This window comes from Natronoglycomyces albus (assembly GCF_016925535.1).
GTDB classification, from domain to species: domain Bacteria; phylum Actinomycetota; class Actinomycetes; order Mycobacteriales; family Micromonosporaceae; genus Natronoglycomyces; species Natronoglycomyces albus.
Map to the genome: position 1 here is coordinate 2750756 of NZ_CP070496.1, position 16779 is coordinate 2767534.

General features: G+C 61.7%; 18 protein-coding genes and 1 tRNA gene. 2 read left to right on the top strand and 17 right to left on the bottom strand.

The genetic code is table 11. From position 1 onward, the window contains the following. The first annotated feature begins 338 nt into the window (after positions 1-338). The gene (locus JQS30_RS11775) at positions 339-1067 is read left to right on the top strand and encodes a glycerophosphodiester phosphodiesterase (protein ID WP_213170455.1); all 729 of its coding nucleotides are present in this window, start codon (positions 339-341) and stop codon (positions 1065-1067) included. A gap of 111 nt (positions 1068-1178) precedes the next feature. On the opposite strand, the gene JQS30_RS11780 is transcribed toward JQS30_RS11775, so the two are convergent. Beyond that, a complete protein-coding gene (locus tag JQS30_RS11780) occupies positions 1179-1997 on the bottom strand; it encodes a TrmH family RNA methyltransferase (RefSeq protein ID WP_213170456.1) in 819 nt (272 codons plus the stop codon). 110 nt (positions 1998-2107) lie between these two features. On the opposite strand from JQS30_RS11780, the gene JQS30_RS11785 reads away from it, so the two are divergent. Then, the gene (locus tag JQS30_RS11785) at positions 2108-2545 is read left to right on the top strand and encodes an NUDIX hydrolase (RefSeq protein ID WP_213170457.1); all 438 of its coding nucleotides are present in this window, start codon (positions 2108-2110) and stop codon (positions 2543-2545) included. 43 nt (positions 2546-2588) lie between these two features. Here JQS30_RS11785 and JQS30_RS11790 read toward each other — a convergent pair whose 3' ends face one another. The 16 genes from JQS30_RS11790 to dnaJ form a co-directional block, all read right to left on the bottom strand. Continuing rightward, positions 2589-3242: a GNAT family N-acetyltransferase gene (locus JQS30_RS11790; RefSeq protein WP_213170458.1), complete on the bottom strand. Its 654-nt coding sequence runs from the start codon at positions 3240-3242 to the stop codon at positions 2589-2591. Positions 3243-3282: 40 nt separating this feature from the next. Next, a complete protein-coding gene (locus JQS30_RS11795; protein ID WP_213170459.1) occupies positions 3283-4230 on the bottom strand; it encodes a DMT family transporter in 948 nt (315 codons plus the stop codon). 38 nt (positions 4231-4268) lie between these two features. After that, on the bottom strand, positions 4269-4868 hold the full coding sequence (locus tag JQS30_RS11800) for a phosphoribosylanthranilate isomerase (RefSeq protein ID WP_213170460.1): 600 nt from the start codon (positions 4866-4868) through the stop codon (positions 4269-4271). Between the two features lie 169 nt (positions 4869-5037). Further along, positions 5038-5370, bottom strand: a complete 333-nt coding sequence (locus tag JQS30_RS11805; protein WP_213170461.1) for a hypothetical protein — start codon at positions 5368-5370, stop codon at positions 5038-5040. A gap of 306 nt (positions 5371-5676) precedes the next feature. Continuing rightward, positions 5677-7008, bottom strand: coding sequence for an MFS transporter (locus JQS30_RS11810; RefSeq protein WP_213170462.1), 1332 nt, complete (start codon positions 7006-7008; stop codon positions 5677-5679). 95 nt (positions 7009-7103) lie between these two features. Next, positions 7104-7964 carry a hypothetical protein gene (locus JQS30_RS11815; RefSeq protein WP_213170463.1) on the bottom strand — a complete coding sequence of 287 codons (861 nt, stop codon included), beginning with the start codon at positions 7962-7964 and terminating at the stop codon, positions 7104-7106. A gap of 211 nt (positions 7965-8175) precedes the next feature. Further along, the gene (locus tag JQS30_RS11820; RefSeq protein WP_213170464.1) at positions 8176-8979 is read right to left on the bottom strand and encodes a M55 family metallopeptidase; all 804 of its coding nucleotides are present in this window, start codon (positions 8977-8979) and stop codon (positions 8176-8178) included. A gap of 316 nt (positions 8980-9295) precedes the next feature. Next, positions 9296-9372, bottom strand: a tRNA-Met gene (locus JQS30_RS11825). Positions 9373-9601: 229 nt separating this feature from the next. Beyond that, positions 9602-10504, bottom strand: coding sequence for a GTPase Era (gene era / locus JQS30_RS11830; protein ID WP_213170465.1), 903 nt, complete (start codon positions 10502-10504; stop codon positions 9602-9604). Further along, positions 10504-10836, bottom strand: coding sequence for a cytidine deaminase (locus tag JQS30_RS11835; RefSeq protein ID WP_213173072.1), 333 nt, complete (start codon positions 10834-10836; stop codon positions 10504-10506). Before JQS30_RS11835 ends, era begins: the two co-directional genes overlap by 1 nt. 1 nt (position 10837) lies before the next feature. Then, on the bottom strand, positions 10838-12133 hold the full coding sequence (locus JQS30_RS11840) for a hemolysin family protein (protein WP_213170466.1): 1296 nt from the start codon (positions 12131-12133) through the stop codon (positions 10838-10840). 5 nt (positions 12134-12138) lie between these two features. Next, complete coding sequence (gene ybeY / locus JQS30_RS11845; protein WP_213173073.1) at positions 12139-12609, bottom strand: rRNA maturation RNase YbeY; 471 nt, start codon at positions 12607-12609, stop codon at positions 12139-12141. 26 nt (positions 12610-12635) lie between these two features. After that, the gene (locus JQS30_RS11850) at positions 12636-13661 is read right to left on the bottom strand and encodes a PhoH family protein (protein WP_213170467.1); all 1026 of its coding nucleotides are present in this window, start codon (positions 13659-13661) and stop codon (positions 12636-12638) included. Between the two features lie 321 nt (positions 13662-13982). Continuing rightward, a complete protein-coding gene (locus JQS30_RS11855; protein ID WP_213170468.1) occupies positions 13983-14330 on the bottom strand; it encodes a histidine triad nucleotide-binding protein in 348 nt (115 codons plus the stop codon). 18 nt (positions 14331-14348) lie between these two features. After that, entirely contained in the window at positions 14349-15074 is a 726-nt protein-coding gene (locus JQS30_RS11860) for a 16S rRNA (uracil(1498)-N(3))-methyltransferase (RefSeq protein ID WP_213170469.1), read from the bottom strand. Between the two features lie 547 nt (positions 15075-15621). Beyond that, positions 15622-16770 carry a molecular chaperone DnaJ gene (gene dnaJ / locus JQS30_RS11865; RefSeq protein WP_343076219.1) on the bottom strand — a complete coding sequence of 383 codons (1149 nt, stop codon included), beginning with the start codon at positions 16768-16770 and terminating at the stop codon, positions 15622-15624. Between the last annotated feature and the right edge of the window lie 9 nt (positions 16771-16779).

Sequence of the window (16779 nt, forward strand, 5' to 3'; positions counted from 1 at the left end):
AGTGAGGTGCTCGTCCGATCAGCCGCAACAGGGACGTGACGTACGTACGGCCTGAACTGCGATTAAACAGTGGAATAACTTCCTGGTTCTGTAGCTCAGCTCTAGGCCCTTTGGCCTGAGGCTGAGCTACAGTGTTGATTCCTCCCCTGTTGACATCGCCGTCGGCGAACCGTCGAGGCTTTTCCAAAGACGCACTGGCGATCGAGCTCGACCAATGCCGCTAGCGGTGACGATTACACCGCTAGAAGAGCTGATGAGGCCACCAACAGCGTCTTTTGCGTCAGTCTTGTGGTCACACGAGGGCGGTGCGGCAGCTTCACCACTAGTTAGGAGCTAGATTGCACCCTCCGCAGATCATCGCTCACCGCAGCCGATTTGGGAAAGCCGAGAATTGTGTGGAGGCGCTAGCGGCGCTTCCCGACTTCGTGGCCGGGGCCGAAATCGATGTACGACTTAGCGCCGACGGTGCCCCCGTGCTCATCCATGACGACAACGCATCCCGCACCACGGGAACCGATGCCGAGATCGCCCAACAGCCATTCGCGCAGATCGCGAAGCTACGCCAACCCGGCGACATAGAAATCCCCAGCCTGAACGCGTACTTGCAAAAAGCCGCCGACTGCAATATATCGACGCTACTGGTCGACTTGAAGAAACCCAACCGGGCGACAATTCACGTAGTGCAAGCAGCGTTGGCCGAGTCTGGCCTTGCTGACCGCTGCATTTTGTTGGCCCGATCGATAGGAGCGCTCAAGCGTATCCGCGAAGCGGGCGTGCAGTACCGGATCGGCTTGTTCGGTGTCACCATCGACAATGTGCACCAACGCCTGGAGGCCTCAGCGGAACTCAACCTCGAGCTCATGTGCATCAAACCAGGCAATACCCGTTACCTAGAGAATCGCCCGGCGGTGAAAAGTGTGCACGATGCTGGCTTGCGCGTAGGTGCCTCAGCGATCTACCGGCCCGAGGTTCTCGAAGCCGCCGTTGCGGACGGCTGTGACTACATCCTGACGCACGCCTTCGACAAGCTGCCCCAGTCCGTGCGAGGGACCTCAGCACCACTGTGAGGATTGTGAGACCACCGGCGTCCACAGCACCCGCACAGCAAAGGGCCCTGGACGCCGGTAGCTGTCGTCAGCCGCAGACACGGCAGGCGGCGAAAGCGGGCCGGATTTGGCTCATCCGCGTTGACGTACGACCTCATAGAGTGCGATCGCGGCGGCGCTGGCCGCGTTGAGGGAGCTGGCAGATCCGGACATCGGGATACGCACCAAGTGGTCGGCTTGTTCCTTCCACGCATGTGAGAGACCACGGGTCTCGTTTCCGATCAAGAGGAGCGTGGGTGAGGTGAAATCGTGCTTGGCCATGTCACTGTCGCCATGCTCATCGGTGCCAATGAGCTGCGGGCGTACGTCGAGGCCACGGGCCCACGAACTGACTTGGGCGGCGGACTCCGCCCGGATCAGCGGAACAGCGAACAGGGAACCGGTCGAGGCGCGGACTGACTTTGGATCGAACGGGTCAGCGGCGTGGCCGGTGAGTATCACGACATCGGCCCCGAAGGCATCGGCGGAACGAATCAGCGAGCCGACATTGCCGGGGCTGGTAGGCCGGTCAAACACCAAACCCAGGAACTGTGGCCCGACCGATAGCGTTCGTAGCACTTCGGCGGCGGTAGCGCTGGGCAGGGCAACTTGGGCTATCAGTTCTGGGGTGCCATCGGCCTTCTCACCCAACTGCGCCATAAGGTCGCTGGTGAGAGCTGCCTGTTCGGCGGCCGTGTTGTCGAGAACGTGTTCAGCCCATTGCGACAAGCGCCGATCGCAGTCGTATAGCAGCGTCTGAATGTCCCATCCGTGCTCAATGGCGAGCGTGATCGGTCGAACGCCGTGGACCAGGAACGATCCGAGCTTGCTGCGTTTGGAACGATTGGTCAGCATCGCCTCCCACTGTTGGAAGCGAGCGTTACGCACACTGACTTTGACTCGACGCACCACAATGTCTCCTTACCGCAGCACTGCTGACGTTCTCCCCTTGCCGCCCAAGGTACGGCCTCACCCATTCCGGGGTGTCCCAGGGTCGGCTATCGAACGATAGGGTGAGTCACATGGAACCAGCTCGTCATCGCGTCGCCGTCTACGTCACCCGGCAACGGCAGGGGACGACTGAATTGCTGGTCTTCGCTCACCGCGACTATCCCGAAGCGGGAATTCAAGTGCCCGCTGGCGGCGTCGATACCAACGAGACATTGCATTCGGCGGCGACGCGGGAAGTACGCGAGGAAACTGGGATCGACGTGAGCCTCGGTGAGGCCCTCGGGGTTCAGCTGCTGCCCCATCCCACTACTGGGCAACGGCGGATCACAGTGTTCTTTCACGCCACCACCACCCAGACGCCATCACAGTGGACACATACGGTGGTTTCGGACGGTGAGGACAACGGCCTGGTCTTCGAGTGTCGCTTCATTCCAATTGAGGAAGCCAACCTGCTGGGCGGGCTCGACGAGTGGCTGCACTTGGTGCCTAAGAACCTGGTCACCAACTAATGGAACAGCGGTGGCGAATCCCGCTCACCGCCGCCCGAGGTCCTCAAACGTTCTCCTCGCCGAGGAACATCGGCAAAGCCTCCTGGACTCCTTCCATCCGTACATCGATGCGGTCGCTCATTTCCCAATCGGTGCGGCTCAACCGGAAGCGGTTGGTTTCGCGCAGGCGCCCCTCGACCGCGCTGCGTTCAATCCCATCGAGCCGGTAGCCGACCTTCGCGGATACACGGTTCGAGGCCACGTTGTCGACGTAGGCGCCTGAACAAGCCTCTTCGGCACCGAGTCCAACAAAGGCAAAGTGCAGCATCGCCCGCCGCATCTCAGTGCCGATTCCCTGACCTTGGACTCGTCGGCTCAACCATGAACCCGACTTGATTTCCTTGGTCACTGAGAAGTCGCGCGCGGCAATGTCTTGCGCACCGACAATGGCACCGTCGACAAAGACGCCGAACTGCAACGACCACTTCTGCGGCGTCCAGGTGGACAACATCGACCAGTGATGCTGCAACAGGCCGCGCCCCAGCTTCATGGGAGGCTGCGTCGACCACGGGAATATGAACGGCATCTCGTCGGCGGGGTGAATTCCCTCGATCGCCACCTGCGCCAACGCGTTCAACTCCGCAAAAGTTGGCAGGCGCATTTCCAGGCGCTGGGTGCGAATCCGAATGCCGTAGGCGGGAAAGTAGTCGTATTCCATTCCAGCATTGTCCATTTCCAAAGCCAACTGGGCAATTGGTTTACCGCTTCGGCTGGCTGGGCCTATCAGGTACCGTCACAGGCGGCAACCAAGGTCCATCAGGTTTGCGGCGACGCGAAGGGGCCAGGCCGACAACGACTCCGACCCCGACCAAAATCGCTCCGATGATGTCGGCCGAACCTGGTTCCCCGGTGGCCAGCACCCAGGCCGCCGCGACGGCGCTGACCGGTGCGACGCCCGCGCACAGCCCAGCCTTATCGGCTCCGAGGCGACTGATCGCGGTGTACCACATGACGAAAGCGACCGCAGTGACCACAACGGACAGATACAGTAGAGCGATGATTTGGGTCCGGTCTGGCATCGGCATGAAGCCTGCCCCATCCGCGATGACCCCGCTGACCAGCAACAGAGGCACCGCCAGCGCCGAGGCATAGGCCGAGACCCGCAGTGGACCGAATTTCGGCAGCAGGGGCACGGCCAGCAAGGTAAAGGCAACCTCGGCGGCAAGTGCCCCAAGCGCCCACAGGAGTCCGATGAGGCTGCCACCGCCGAAGCCCTGCATAATGGCGACGCCTGCGGTCACCACCATCGCGGCGGTGACGAGGCGAGCGCTGGGGCTATGGCGGCGCGCGATGGGGTCGGCAATGGCCAGTACTACCGGGACCCCGCCTATGATCGCGCCGACCGCGGCCGGATCGGCGTTCTTGACCGCCTCGACATAGCAAACGTTGAACGCGGCCAACCCAGTCGAACCCAACAAGGTCAAACGGCCCAGCTCTCTTCGGGTGCAGCGCAGATGCGCGACTTTGAGAAACCACAACAACGCGAAGAGGGCGATGGCGGCGCCCGCGTAGCGCAGAGCTTGGCCGCCGAAGGTCGGATAGTCGCCAAGCGCAGCTAGCACTGCGGCCGAGCTGCCCACGATGATCATGGCGCCCAGGGCGTACATGGTGCCAGTGACCGTCGTGGATGGGTGCGTTGCGCTCATGAAACAACCCTAGTGCGGCACAACCAGATCCGCCGACGCTACTGGGCGCAGCGAGCCGCGGCGACGAAGCGGCGGATCAAAGAGGGGTCCTTAACCCCTCGGGTCTTCTCGACGCCGCTGGAGACGTCCACTCCCCATGGTTTGGCCTGGGCGATGGCACGAGCCACCGTGTCCGGACGCAGCCCGCCGGCGAGCAACCACTTTCCGGTTGGTCGTGAAGGCAGGCAACTCCAGTCCCATTCCTCCCCCGAACCTGGACGCGGCGAGTCCACAATCAGGTAGTCCTCGCCGAAGGCCCCGCACCTAGTATCGGCCTCGGTTGAGCCCGCGATGGCCCGCACCTGGGCGAAGGGGAGATCGCGCAGAGCTGCGAAATCGGCCTGAGTGTACGCCCCGTGCAGTTGCACGGCACGTAGCCCGACCTGCGTTGCTATCTTCCGTATTTCGTCGGGTCCCTCCTGAGCGAAAACTCCGACAGTCAAGACCGAGTCCGGTACGGCTGCGGCTAGGGATCGGGCCCGGTCGACGGTTACCTGGCGGGGGCTGGGGCTCAGGAGGAACCCGATAGCGTTGGCTCCAGCGTCAACAGCCGCCTCAACGTGGGAGAACTCCGTCAGTCCACAGATCTTCACGAACATGACAGGACCCTACCCCACTGTGCGTGGGCTGGGTCGGGCTTGCGGGTGTAGGTGTCGCAGGCGGCGCTGGCGCTGAGGTCGATCGGTCGCACCAGGATGTAGCTGGGACGATGGATGACGCCGGGCGCTCAGCGCCGCTAGCTGGCTAGGGAAACGGACTTAGGGCCGTTTACCACCAGCTCCAACCATCTTCATCCTCGTCAGTGGGGCTGACGCTCCACCAACTCCAACCATCCTCATCCTCATCGGTGGGGCTGACGCTCCACCAACTCCAACCATCCTCATCCTCATCGGTGGGGCTGACGCTCCACCAACTCCAACCATCCTCATCGGAGTCGGCGGGTTGGAGCTCGCCGAGCTCGACCAGGGTTTTCGGTTCAATCTCAGTGGCGTGAGCGGTAGCTGGAGAGGCGATGGCGACGGCTCCGGCCGCCAGTGCGGCTGCGCTGAGGGCGGCGACGGATCGCTTGAGTGCTTTCGTGCGGGGGAGGGCGGATTTCACGTTGAATCTCCATTCAAGTGTCTCGCATTCAGCGGCGCGAGGAGTGACTCAGAGGTGTCACCTGGTTCGCGCGCTCGGTACCCCGACCGTAGCAACTACATTATGGATTGTCACTAGTGGACTATTGATGCGCTTCGCGCAACTGCGTGGCCTCAATCGCCCGGCAGGCCGAATTTACGCAGGTAGACAAGTTGATGAATCCGTTGGAGCGATTCCTACCCCAGATGCGTCGCATACTTGACCATAGTCGTTCTTCCACCACTAGGAACTTCATCCGTCGCATGTATTCTTTGGAGTGAATGCCTGCTAGGGCGCTGTGGCCTCGGCGTGGTTCAATTGATCCGCTTCCACCCGCGCGCTCCAAAATTTTGAGCACACCAATAGCAATGCGCTTAGCATCATGACCGCCGCTGCGATCCACAGTGCAATACTGACGCTCAATAGCTCCGCCAGGAGTCCACCCAACGGAGCCCCAATGACAATCATGGCTCGGTTAAATGAGCGCATGGTTCCAATCATGCGGGCCAACAGGCGATCGGGGGTGACCGCGAGCCGGTATCCCGACTCCAGCGGGCTCTCAACCCCCATCGCCAGCCCAAACAGAAACTGTCCAAAGCCGGCGGACGCGGCGGCGAGCATGAGCCCAGGCGGCCAATCCAGCACCGACTGGTAGGGCTCTCCGGTGACGGCCGCATTGTCGGTCATCGCCATCGAAATCAGGGGCGCGGCGGCCAAGGCGGCGACGCCGATCGGCTGTACCAAGCGGGCGATCGAGATCGTCCGGCCGGTGCCCCATCTCTCTCCAATCCGCAGCGAAACGGTCGTGCCGATCACGGCCCCCACCCCGGCGCAGCCGAGCACAAGACCCAGCCCCAGTGCGCCCAAGTGCAACTGGCGCAAGATCAGGAACGGCACCACGGCGCCCATCATGGAAGCACCGATAAACCAAATATGAGTACTCACTGACATGGGGCCCAATGTTGGGTGACCGTACACCCAGCGCAGCCCTTCCCCGATGCGCTTGCCGACCGTGGCTTGTTTCTCCTGTGGAGGTTCAAGATCCGGATAGGTGCTCTTGATGACCAAGAGGCATATTGCCGAGAAGTAATATGACAGCGCGTCCACCATCAGCGCGATCGGGGCGGTGACAAGGGCCACAAGAGCGCCAGCTACGGCGTTACCCGTCGTCTGCGCGACAGTCTCACTTTGTTCCAATCGGGCGTTGGCCTTCGTCACCAGCGGACGTGGAACTAGCTGCGGGATGAACGAGTGGAAGGCCGCATCGGAGACCAGAGCCAGGGTTCCCATCACGAAAACAGCGACCATGAGGCCTGGCATATTGAGCACGCCCACGATCGCGAGCACGCCAATGAGGATCAAAACGGTACCGCGCCCAATGTCGCCAGCCACCAGCACGGTACGGCGGCGGAACTTGTCCACCCAAATGCCAGCCAGGAGGCCGAACATCAAGTACGGAGCCCACCGGGCGGCATTGACCAGGCCCTGGTCAAAGGCCGTGCCGTCCATCGTGACCACAATGAGAACGGCCAAGGCGACCGTGGTGATATAGGTGCCGAAGTCCGACACGGTAGAGGCCAGCCAAAAACCGACAAACCCTCGGTATCGCCTTAGCTTCATAGGCACCTTCTCTCTCCACTGGAGACGGTACCGGTTCACCTAGCGTGTGGGGTATCTCCATTCGCGGCCACCGTCACGCTGACTGGCCTCATCGTTCAGTGACCAGAGTGGTCTTCTTCCTGATCCGCTTCAATCGTCTCCTCGGCCTCGACGGTGAACTCAGCGGTGTAGACCTCACCGTCGACCTGGAAGTCAAGATAGAGGAAGTATGTATCGACAGTCGGCGCCTGCGCATGGAACTCGACTCTCGCGTCGGGGGATGTAACGCCTTGTTCAGACTCACCCATTGGATGCACATGCAGGTAAGCCAAGTCGCTCTCGCGTAGAACCACTAGGTGGCCGTACGCCCCCAGGTAGGGCTCCAACTCCGCTACAGGCTCACCGTCGCGGCTAATGTCGAATGTCAACATCGAATCGGACCCGACGCCAAGGTCACCGCTCAGGGTGATGTCAAGTCCCCCAACTGTGGCCTGGTTCGACGGCGAGCGCTCAGAAGCGTCCTTGACATCGCCAGCCACCTCGAACGTGCGGGAGATGGTCAGCCCTTCACCGGATTCGGCGGCCACGAAGTCGGCATAGAGCCGGTAGGTTCCCGCTTGATCCCATTGCCAGGGGACCGACCAGACACCGTGAGCGTCCATGTCGGGATGGACATGGCGAAATTCCTCACCAGTGGCGTGCACAGCGATCAGGTGCAGGTCTTTTTCGTGTGACTCTTCGAATTCGGTGACGACCGAGCCGTCGGGACCACTGATGGTGAACGAGAGTTCTCCGCTGACATTGACCTCTTCGGGCGCGCTGATGGAGTCGAAAGTGAAGCCGTCTTGGGACTGCGCGAGCCCCGGCCCAGCATCGGTTTCGTCGTCGCCTGTGGCCAAGTGGGTGATGAGAACCGCTCCGGCCACCACCACGGCGGCTCCGGCGGCTATGAGGCCAATTCTCGCGTTTGCGCGCATGTTAGTTACTCACCCTCGTCGCGTTCGTTTCTCGAGCTAGCACGGGTAGGCCCCTACCGAGATGTCTTTGGGTTATGGCAGGTGCGGTGGTTGTCATTGCACTTCCTTGGTTTTATACCCTTAGGGGGTAGCCGTATACTAGCTTATACCCCCTAAGGGTATAGCAAGCGACTTCGCGTCACCCCAACCTGCCCGCCAACCACCCCAGCCGTTAACCGAGCTTCGCCCATACGGAAATGAGCCCAATCAACTCCTGCGGCGAATCCACTTCCCGCATGACCGTGCGAGTTCCAGTGCGCGTCGCGCCTGGCACATACGAGGCCAGCTCCGCCCCAGTCGCACTAGTCATCTCGGCTTCCAGCAAGAGTCGATCGGGGATGTCCAAAACCGGATGTTCCCCATAGCGCACCGCCTGCTCAGAGGCTTGCCGAATCGCGGCGCAAGCTGCGGTGGGATGCATACTGTTAGCTGCGGTAAATCCCTCGACAGTCTTGACCTCAACCGCGGTCACCGTCGGATACACATTGCGCGCCTCCGCGCAAATGACGTCATCCCCGGAGACCAAGACCGTGGGGACTCCGCAACCAGCCGCAAACAACGAGTTGATCCGTAGCTCTGAGGCGATCTCCCCGTTCAGGCGGATTTCGGCGAACGCGGCCGAAGAGAATGAGTGCGCCAAGACGCCGATCTGCCCGCCCGCAGCGTGATAGCCGACGAACATGGCCAGATCTACATCAGAGGTGACGCCGTTGACCATCCCGTGCGCCTTCGGACGACCGACGACTACCCGGGCCCGCTCGTCCAGCTCATCGTGCAACAAGTTATCCATGGGGCCGTGACTGTCATTGACTGTCACCTTCGTCGCGCCACCATTAAAGGCGCCCGCAATTGCGGCATTTGCCTCCCGCGTCATCAACGCCTGCGCCCGCGCGTAGCCACTACCACCGGGGAGTACTTGCTCCTTGGTGGCGACGCCAGCGACGCCCTCCATATCGACTGAAATATAAACATGCATGGCTGCCACTCTTTTCTGCGCCCGGAAACTACTGATCTCAGTGGCAACCTACCGGCTCCCAGCCTCGGCCAACAACAGGCTGTTCAAGACTGGGCTCACAGATGGCTGTGAACCCAAACCGATTGAGTGCGAGCTCGACCGATTCCGTCCGCGTAAAAGCCTCTCCCACTAACGCCACGTCATGTGCTGTGCCTGGCCACGTGACGATCCACGGCCCGCCAAGGCGATCCCGTGGAGTAGGACGCATTGAGGCGGGTGGGAAAATACCTTGCAAGACAACAAAAAAGCCAGGACCTAAGTCCTGGCTTTTTCTACTTGGTAGCGGGGATAGGATTTGAACCTACGACCTCCAGGTTATGAGCCTGGCGAGCTACCGAGCTGCTCTACCCCGCGTCGACTTGTTCAACACTACAGCATTCACAACCACGTCCGAAAAGGCGGGGTGCGTGAGGGCCGTCACCGTGTGTCGAATCAGCAAAACCGGAGCGTAAGCGCCATATTGCGAGGTACCGACCCGTTCATCCGCTCTGCGACAGCCGCCAAAATCGGGCTTCGAGGCCCCATTGTTGCCACGAAAGAGCGCTTCGCAATTGTTGTGACTGTGGGCACATGCGGATAAGAATCAGAACCCCAGGCGGCGCAATAGCTTCGGGTCCCGCTGCCACTCTTTTGCGACACGAACATGCAAATCCAGATAAACCCGCTGGTCGACCAGCTTGGCGATATCCTTGCGGGCCTTGGTGCCGACCCGTTTCAGACGCTCGCCCCGGCGGCCGATCACAATGGATTTTTGGCTGTTGCGCTCCACGAAGATCTCCGCGAAGATCCGCTTCCGTGGGCTACCGTCGACCTCTTCGTCCTCGATGTCTTCGATGACAACCGCGATCGAGTGAGGAAGCTCATCCTTAACGCCCTCTAGCGCCGCCTCGCGGATCATCTCCGCCATGAGAACTCGCTCGGGCTCTTCAGTGATCATTCCGTCCGGGTACAGCTGCGGGGACTCCGGCAAATGCCCTGACAAGACCTTCGTCACCGCGTCAATGTTCTCGCCGGTCGTAGCCGAGCAGGGAACAATGTCAGCGAACTCCCCCAGCTCCTGCACGGTCATCAGCTGACGTGCCAGCTCGTCCTTCGAGACCAAGTCAGCCTTGGTCACCACCGCGATGACCTTCGCCCTCAAGTCGGTGATCTCGCGGGTGATGAAACGGTCGCCTGGGCCGACCTTTTCGTTAGCCGGAATACACAACCCGATCGCGTCAACCTCGGTCCACGTTTGGCGCACCAAATCGTTGAGCCGCTGCCCCAGCAGGGTGCGCGGCCGGTGCAGCCCAGGAGTGTCCACCAGGATCAACTGCGAGTTCTCCTGATGCAGGATGCCACGAATCACATGCCGGGTCGTCTGCGGTCGGTTAGAGGTGATCGCGATCTTGGAGCCGATAATGGCATTGGTCAAAGTGGATTTTCCGGCATTGGGTCGTCCCACGAAGCAGGCAAAACCTGCCCTGTACGGCTCTGTGTCAGCCACTAAACTGCGGTTCCTATCTGAGTTATTTCTCGTTTGACGACCGCGTAAACCGGGGCCGTCTTCGTCACATCGGCGACGGCGGCCACGCCCGCCTCGTCGGAGTCAGTACCGAACAGAACGGCGGCCTCCAGCTTGTCGGCCCCCGCAGCGGCGGCTTGCGCAACCGCCGCTTGCAGCGCGGTCAACCGCAAAGACGGAAGATCGACCGCGGCCGAGGCATAGGTGCGCCCCAGACCATCGCGTACCGCCGCCCCCACTGTCTGGTTGATGCGGGCGGCCGAGGAGCGGGCCAGAGTGAGGAGTTTGGAATCTTCGGCGGTCAATTCGTCCATATTAGGCATTTGCTTCCTCTTTCAAAGTCGAGGAGGGGCGCGGTAGGTCGGCAAGCTTGCGCACCAGCACTGTCTCGATGCGTCTGCGCCTGCCTGAGGCTCCCTCCGCGGTCAGTTCTAGGCCACCCAGAGCCGCCACATCGCCCTCGATCGGCACCTTTCCCAAATGATGGGCCAAGAGACCACCGACGGTGTCGACATCGACATCTCCTAGCTCCACGGCGAACTGTGCTTGTAGTTCCTCCACGGCTAGACGCGCGGTCACCCGCGCGGTACTGGCCTGCTCATCCAACCACTCGACGGGAGGGCGTTCGTCGTCGTACTCATCGGTGATCTCGCCGACGATCTCCTCCAAAATGTCCTCGATGGTGACCAGGCCAGCCGTACCTCCGTACTCGTCAACCACCATGGCGATATGGATGCGCCGCGTCTGCATATCCCGCAACAAGTCGTCGACCGGCTTGGATTCGGGCACGAACGACACTTGCCGCATCACCTCCCGCACGGGAGGATTCCGCTCGCCAAGGTTGACCAAGTCCTTCAAATAGGCCACACCGCACACGTCGTCGAGATCATCACCCACGACCGGAATCCGCGAAAACCCCGAACGCAGAGCCACTTTCGTCGCCTCGGCGGCACTGGCGTCGGCCTCGACCCACACCATTTCGGTGCGCGGCACCATCACACCACGCGCGACCGTGTCGCCCAGCGCGAAGACCGACTCGATCATGTTGCGCTCTTCGTGTTCGACCGCTCCGGAGCGCATACCGGCATCGACCAATTCCCGAATCTCGGTTTGCGAGGTGGCGAAGGGGCCTTCACGGAAACCGCGACCGGGAGTGAGCGCATTACCGATGGCGATCAAGAGGCGCGTCAACGGCCCCAGAGCCTTGCTGAGGAAGCGGACTGGACCGGCCGATGCCAACGCCACCGGGTAGGCGTGCTGGCGTCCAATGGTGCGGGGGCCCACGCCGATGACGACGAACGTGACCACCGACATGACGGCGACAGTCAGCCCCAGGGAACCCCAACCAAACCCCCAGGCCTTAAAACAAGCCACGGCGACCATCGACACGGCCCCCACTTCGGAGGAAACGCGCAACAAAATCAGGAGGTTGACGTGGCGGGGCAGGTCCGCGCAGATGCGTTGCAGGGCGGCGGCTCCCCGCACCTTCTGTTCGGCGAGTTCGGAGCTGCGGGCCGGGGACACCGCCCCAAGCGCGGAGTCGATCATGGCGGCCACGCCAGCGAAAAACACCAGGGAGGCCGCGAGGCCAAGGAGCGTGTAAGTGGTCATGTCAGTTACTTACCTGCGGCGAGTCTCTGTTGTCGCCACGCTTCGAGCAAGCGGTTTTGCAGCCCGAACATCTCTTTGGCTTCGTCGGGCTCGGCATGGTCGTAGCCGAGAATGTGCAGGACACCATGGACGGTGAGCATGTGCATTTCCTCGGCGGTGGAATGTCCCGCCTCGGCGGCTTGGGCTCGCGCGACGGCCGGGCACAGCACCAGGTCCCCCAGAATCGGGGTGGTGGGTTCCAGGCCATCCGGTCGCCCGGGAATGGCCTCATCCATGGGAAAGGACAGCACGTCGGTGGGCCCGTTGCCGCCCATCCACCGGTGGTTGAGCTCGCTCATGTGGTCGGTGTCGACGATCAGGACGGCCAGCTCGGCGAGCGGGTTGATGTCCATCTCGTTGAGGGCGAACCGGGCGACGTCGACGATGCCGTTGTCATCGACATCGTCGGAGGTTTCATTGACTATCTCAATGGACAATGAGGTCTCTTTCATCAGTGCGGGGGTTACCGCGGTCGCTTGCCACGAGCTCGGCGTTGCTGGCTGTGTTCCTTCACCGCGTCCCATTTGTCGTAAGCATTAACAATATCGCTAACGAGCTGGTGGCGCACTACGTCGGAGGCGGTGAGCGTGGCGAAGTACACGTCGTCGATTCCCTCGAGGATGTCGCGCACGATCCGCAAACCGGAGGTGGCTCCGCCAGGTAGGTCAACCTGGGTGACGTCACCGGTGACGACCATCCGGGTGCCGAAGCCAAGCCGGGTGAGGAACATCTTCATCTGTTCGGCCGTGGTGTTCTGCGCCTCGTCGAGAATGACGAAGGCGTCGTTGAGGGTGCGACCTCGCATATAGGCCAGCGGCGCGACCTCGATCGTCCCCGCTTCCATGAGTTTGGGGATAGAGCCCTCGTCAAGCATGTCGTATAGCGCGTCGTAGAGAGGTCGCAAATACGGGTCGATTTTTTCCGAGAGAGTTCCCGGCAAGAAGCCCAGTCGCTCGCCCGCCTCGACAGCGGGTCGGGTGAGGATGATCCGGTTGACTTCCTTGTTCTGCAACGCCTGCACGGCCTTGGCCATGGCCAGGTAAGTCTTTCCGGTTCCAGCGGGGCCGATTCCGAAGACGATCGTGTTGTTGTCGATCGCTTCGATGTACTGGCTTTGACCAATTGTCTTGGGACGGATCGAACGCCCGCGTTTGGAGATGATGCTGTGCGTCAGCACGTCGGCGGGACGCTGGTGCGGTGACTCGGTGAGCATATTTTCGGCCCGGCGCACCACATCGGGGTTAACCGGCTCCCCTTTTTCGACCAGAATAATGAGTTCCTTGAGAAGACGTTCCAGGCTGGCAATTTGACCGTTGGCACCCTTGAGGGTGATGGTGTCCCCGCGTACATGTACGTCCACGCCTTGGGCATTGCGTTCCAAGTACCGGAGGTTTTCATCGGACGAGCCGAGCAAACCCAACATGGTCGTGGGGTCGGCTACGGTAATGGTCCGCAAAATTTGGTTGGCTACTGTCACACGGTCGGTCATATGCTTCGCCCCAACGGGGCTGTTCGCCACCTGCCTTAGTCGAATCAGTGCTCCGCTGCCCACTCACCTCATGAGTCCGATAGTCGGGTGTCACTGCGTTGATCAGCGGTATTTCCCAACCGCTCTTGGTTTATCCATGATATCGCCGCGCGAGAGAATCGGGCAATCCATTACCCGATTTATGCCATTTCAGCCGGATTGAACACAAGTGAGGTGTGTCTCCGCCGCGAGTCCGGTCTCGCAGCGGCGCGGCGCTACGAGAGTCGGGGGCCAACGTCCGGATAGGGGCGTCGGGTCACCTTGATCGGACAGTCACGCACGTTAACCCCCCAGCATTGGCCCCAACGGTTTACCACCGAGAACGTGCACGTGAGCATGGTCGATCTCTTGGCCCCCGTTGCGGCCGGTGTTCGCGATGAGGCGCCAACCGGTCTGGTCCAGGCCTTCTCCTGTGGCGACTTCGGATGCCACGGCGATCATTTCACCGGCCAAAGAGGGGTCCGCGGCGGTGACTTCCGCCAAATTGGCATGGTGTTGGCGCGGAATGACTTGGATGTGAGTGGGGGCGGCGGGGGCGATGTCGTGAAAGGCGATCACGCGCTCAGTCGAACGAACGACCCGGGCGGGAATCTCCTCACCTACGATCTTGCAGAAGATGCAGTCACTCATGTCTATAGATCGTACCGGTTACCAGCGGCCTAGGCGGGACTGCAAAACCGATAGCGCGGCTGGGCCCGCAGTGGAGGTGCGCAAGACCGTCTGGCCCAGACGGATCGGCGCGCCAAACTGGGTAAAGGCGGCCAGCTCCTCTGGAGTCAGGGAGCCTTCGGGCCCAATGATGAGGATGATGTCGCCGTCACCAACCAGGGAGACCCCGGAGAGCGGCTCAGTGGCTTCCTCGTGGAGAAGGAGCACTTGGGTGGCTTCGCGCAGGCGTTGGACCAGTTGTTTGGTGGTGTGGACTTCAGCGATGGTCGGCAACGTGGCACGGCGGGCCTGTTTAGAGGCTTCGCGGGCGACATTGACCCACTTTTGGCGGGATTTTTCGCCCCGGGGTCCCTTCCATTGAGTGATGGAGCGGGCCGATTGCCACGGAATGATCTCGTCAACGCCGATCTCGGTCATCATTTGGGTGGCGCGCTCTCCCCGGTCTCCTTTGGGGAGAGCCTGGGCGACGATCAAGCGAGGGTTGGGGGCGGGAATTGTCCGCCGGTGGCTCAGGAGGAGGTCAAGCTCGCCCTTGCGGACTGCGGTGACCTCGGCGTCGGCTAGATGGCCACTGCCGTCGGAGAGCGTGAGCTTCTCGCCCACTCGCAGGCGTTGCACATCTGCGGCATGATGTCCCTCGGGGCCGTCCAAGGTGGCCTGGTCGGTCGCGGGAAGCGCCTTGATGAGGAAGACCGGTTCGCTCACGTGTTGTTTCTCCTTGTACGTGCCGGGGCAGGCCTGCCCATGGTGTGGTCGCAACGGGGACTGTCGGTGCGATCTTGCCAGGTTACTGAACAGATCGGCTTATCCGAAGTCACAGTGAGTCCTCCGCCAGCCTGGCGTCACCGCGGGAGGGTGGCGCGCGGATGGTCGGCGTTGGTTTGGCAAAGGCGAACCTCGAGGCTGACCGGCCGCGCCCTTTGGTGCCGTTAATTCACAGGCGATGACATCGGCCTTTGAGGCCACCTGTGAGCCCTTGCGGGGGCGCGGCGATAGAAATCTTCAGGCTGGCCCTCCCCGGTCGAGAAGGGATGAGACGGCGGTGCCCATCGATAAAGATCGGCACCGCGCCCACGTACGTCTTGGTATGCCAAGCAGGAGCCCACGAGGTAGGCTCCGAGCTCTTCCTGAGCCACCGCTGACCACGGTGAATGACGCCTGACCAGTCACGTCACGGCGCTCAGGTTGGATGGCCCCAAAGCCGCTGAATCGCATGGCCAGCGGCCAGCCATATTGCCCGGATGGTGAACCGTTACGAATGACCGTTAAACGCATCACGCATCCGTGCGAAAAAACCCGAGCCCTGCTTAACCTCGACGATTTCCTCGTCACGGACTTTGGCGAGGCGCTTGAGCAGCTCTTCCTGTTCACCATCGATCTTGGTGGGCGTACGTACCTCAAGTTTCACGTGCAAGTCCCCGCGAGCACCGCCACCGCGTAGCTTCGGGACGCCCTTGCCGCGCACCTTGATGACGGTTCCCGACTGGGTTCCTGGCGAGACTTCGATCTCGTCCTTTTCCCCGTCCAAACCCTCCAAGTCCAGCTTCGTGCCCAACGCGGCGGCCGTCATGGGGATGCGGATCTTGCTGTACAGGTCCGAACCCTCCCGGGTAAAGACCTCATGTGGCTTCTCCCGCACCTCAACGTACAAGTCACCGGCTTCACCGCCACCGGGCCCAATTTCTCCTTCGCCGCCAAGACGAATGCGCATGCCGTCTTCGACCCCGGAGGGAACCTTGACAGTGATCTTCCGGCGCGACCGCACCCGGCCCTCGCCGCCACACTTGCCGCAGGGGCTCTTGATGATGCTTCCGTAACCGGAGCACGCCGAACAGGGACGCGCGGTGCGTACCTGGCCAAGGATCGTACGCTGCACCACGTGCACTTCACCGGCCCCGCCACAGGTCGAGCACGACTCGGGCTTCTCATTGCCTTCGGCACCGTGCCCGTCGCATCCGTCACACAAGATCGCGGTGTCGACCGTAATCGGGGCTTCGGTCCCAAACGCGACTTCCTCCAACGACAGGTCCAGGCGCAACAGTGCGTCGTTGCCGGGCCGCTTGCGCGAACGCGGACCGCGCCGCATTCCCGCGCCCATTCCCCCGCCTCCGAAGAAGGCGTCCATGATGTCTTCGAACCCCATGAACGGACCGCCCGCGCCAGGCCCACCGCCCGCACCGGGCTGTGCGTACGGGTCGCCCCCGGCATCGACGATGGCCCGCTTTTGCGGGTCCATGAGCACCTCGAAGGCCGCGTTGATCTCCTTGAACTTGTCAGCCGAGTCAGGCGAGTCGTTCACGTCCGGGTGGAATTCGCGCGCCAGCTTCCGGTAAGCCTTTTTCAACTCATCGGCAGTGGCATTTTTTTCCACCCCGAGAATCCCGTAGTAGTCCTTAGCCACGTGTGTACT

Excerpts from the sequence above, each read along its gene's own strand:
- JQS30_RS11835 (WP_213173072.1), bottom strand. The coding sequence starts at position 10,836 with ATGGACGAATTGACCGCCGAAGATTCCAAACTCCTCACTCTGGCCCGC.
- JQS30_RS11795 (WP_213170459.1), bottom strand. The coding sequence starts at position 4,230 with ATGAGCGCAACGCACCCATCCACGACGGTCACTGGCACCATGTACGCC.
- JQS30_RS11810 (WP_213170462.1), bottom strand. The coding sequence starts at position 7,008 with ATGAAGCTAAGGCGATACCGAGGGTTTGTCGGTTTTTGGCTGGCCTCT.
- JQS30_RS11815 (WP_213170463.1), bottom strand. The coding sequence starts at position 7,964 with ATGCGCGCAAACGCGAGAATTGGCCTCATAGCCGCCGGAGCCGCCGTG.
- JQS30_RS11790 (WP_213170458.1), bottom strand. The coding sequence starts at position 3,242 with ATGGAATACGACTACTTTCCCGCCTACGGCATTCGGATTCGCACCCAG.
- JQS30_RS11850 (WP_213170467.1), bottom strand. The coding sequence starts at position 13,661 with ATGACCGACCGTGTGACAGTAGCCAACCAAATTTTGCGGACCATTACC.
- JQS30_RS11855 (WP_213170468.1), bottom strand. The coding sequence starts at position 14,330 with ATGAGTGACTGCATCTTCTGCAAGATCGTAGGTGAGGAGATTCCCGCC.
- JQS30_RS11785 (WP_213170457.1), top strand. The coding sequence starts at position 2,108 with ATGGAACCAGCTCGTCATCGCGTCGCCGTCTACGTCACCCGGCAACGG.
- JQS30_RS11840 (WP_213170466.1), bottom strand. The coding sequence starts at position 12,133 with ATGACCACTTACACGCTCCTTGGCCTCGCGGCCTCCCTGGTGTTTTTC.
- JQS30_RS11800 (WP_213170460.1), bottom strand. The coding sequence starts at position 4,868 with ATGTTCGTGAAGATCTGTGGACTGACGGAGTTCTCCCACGTTGAGGCG.
- JQS30_RS11820 (WP_213170464.1), bottom strand. The coding sequence starts at position 8,979 with ATGCATGTTTATATTTCAGTCGATATGGAGGGCGTCGCTGGCGTCGCC.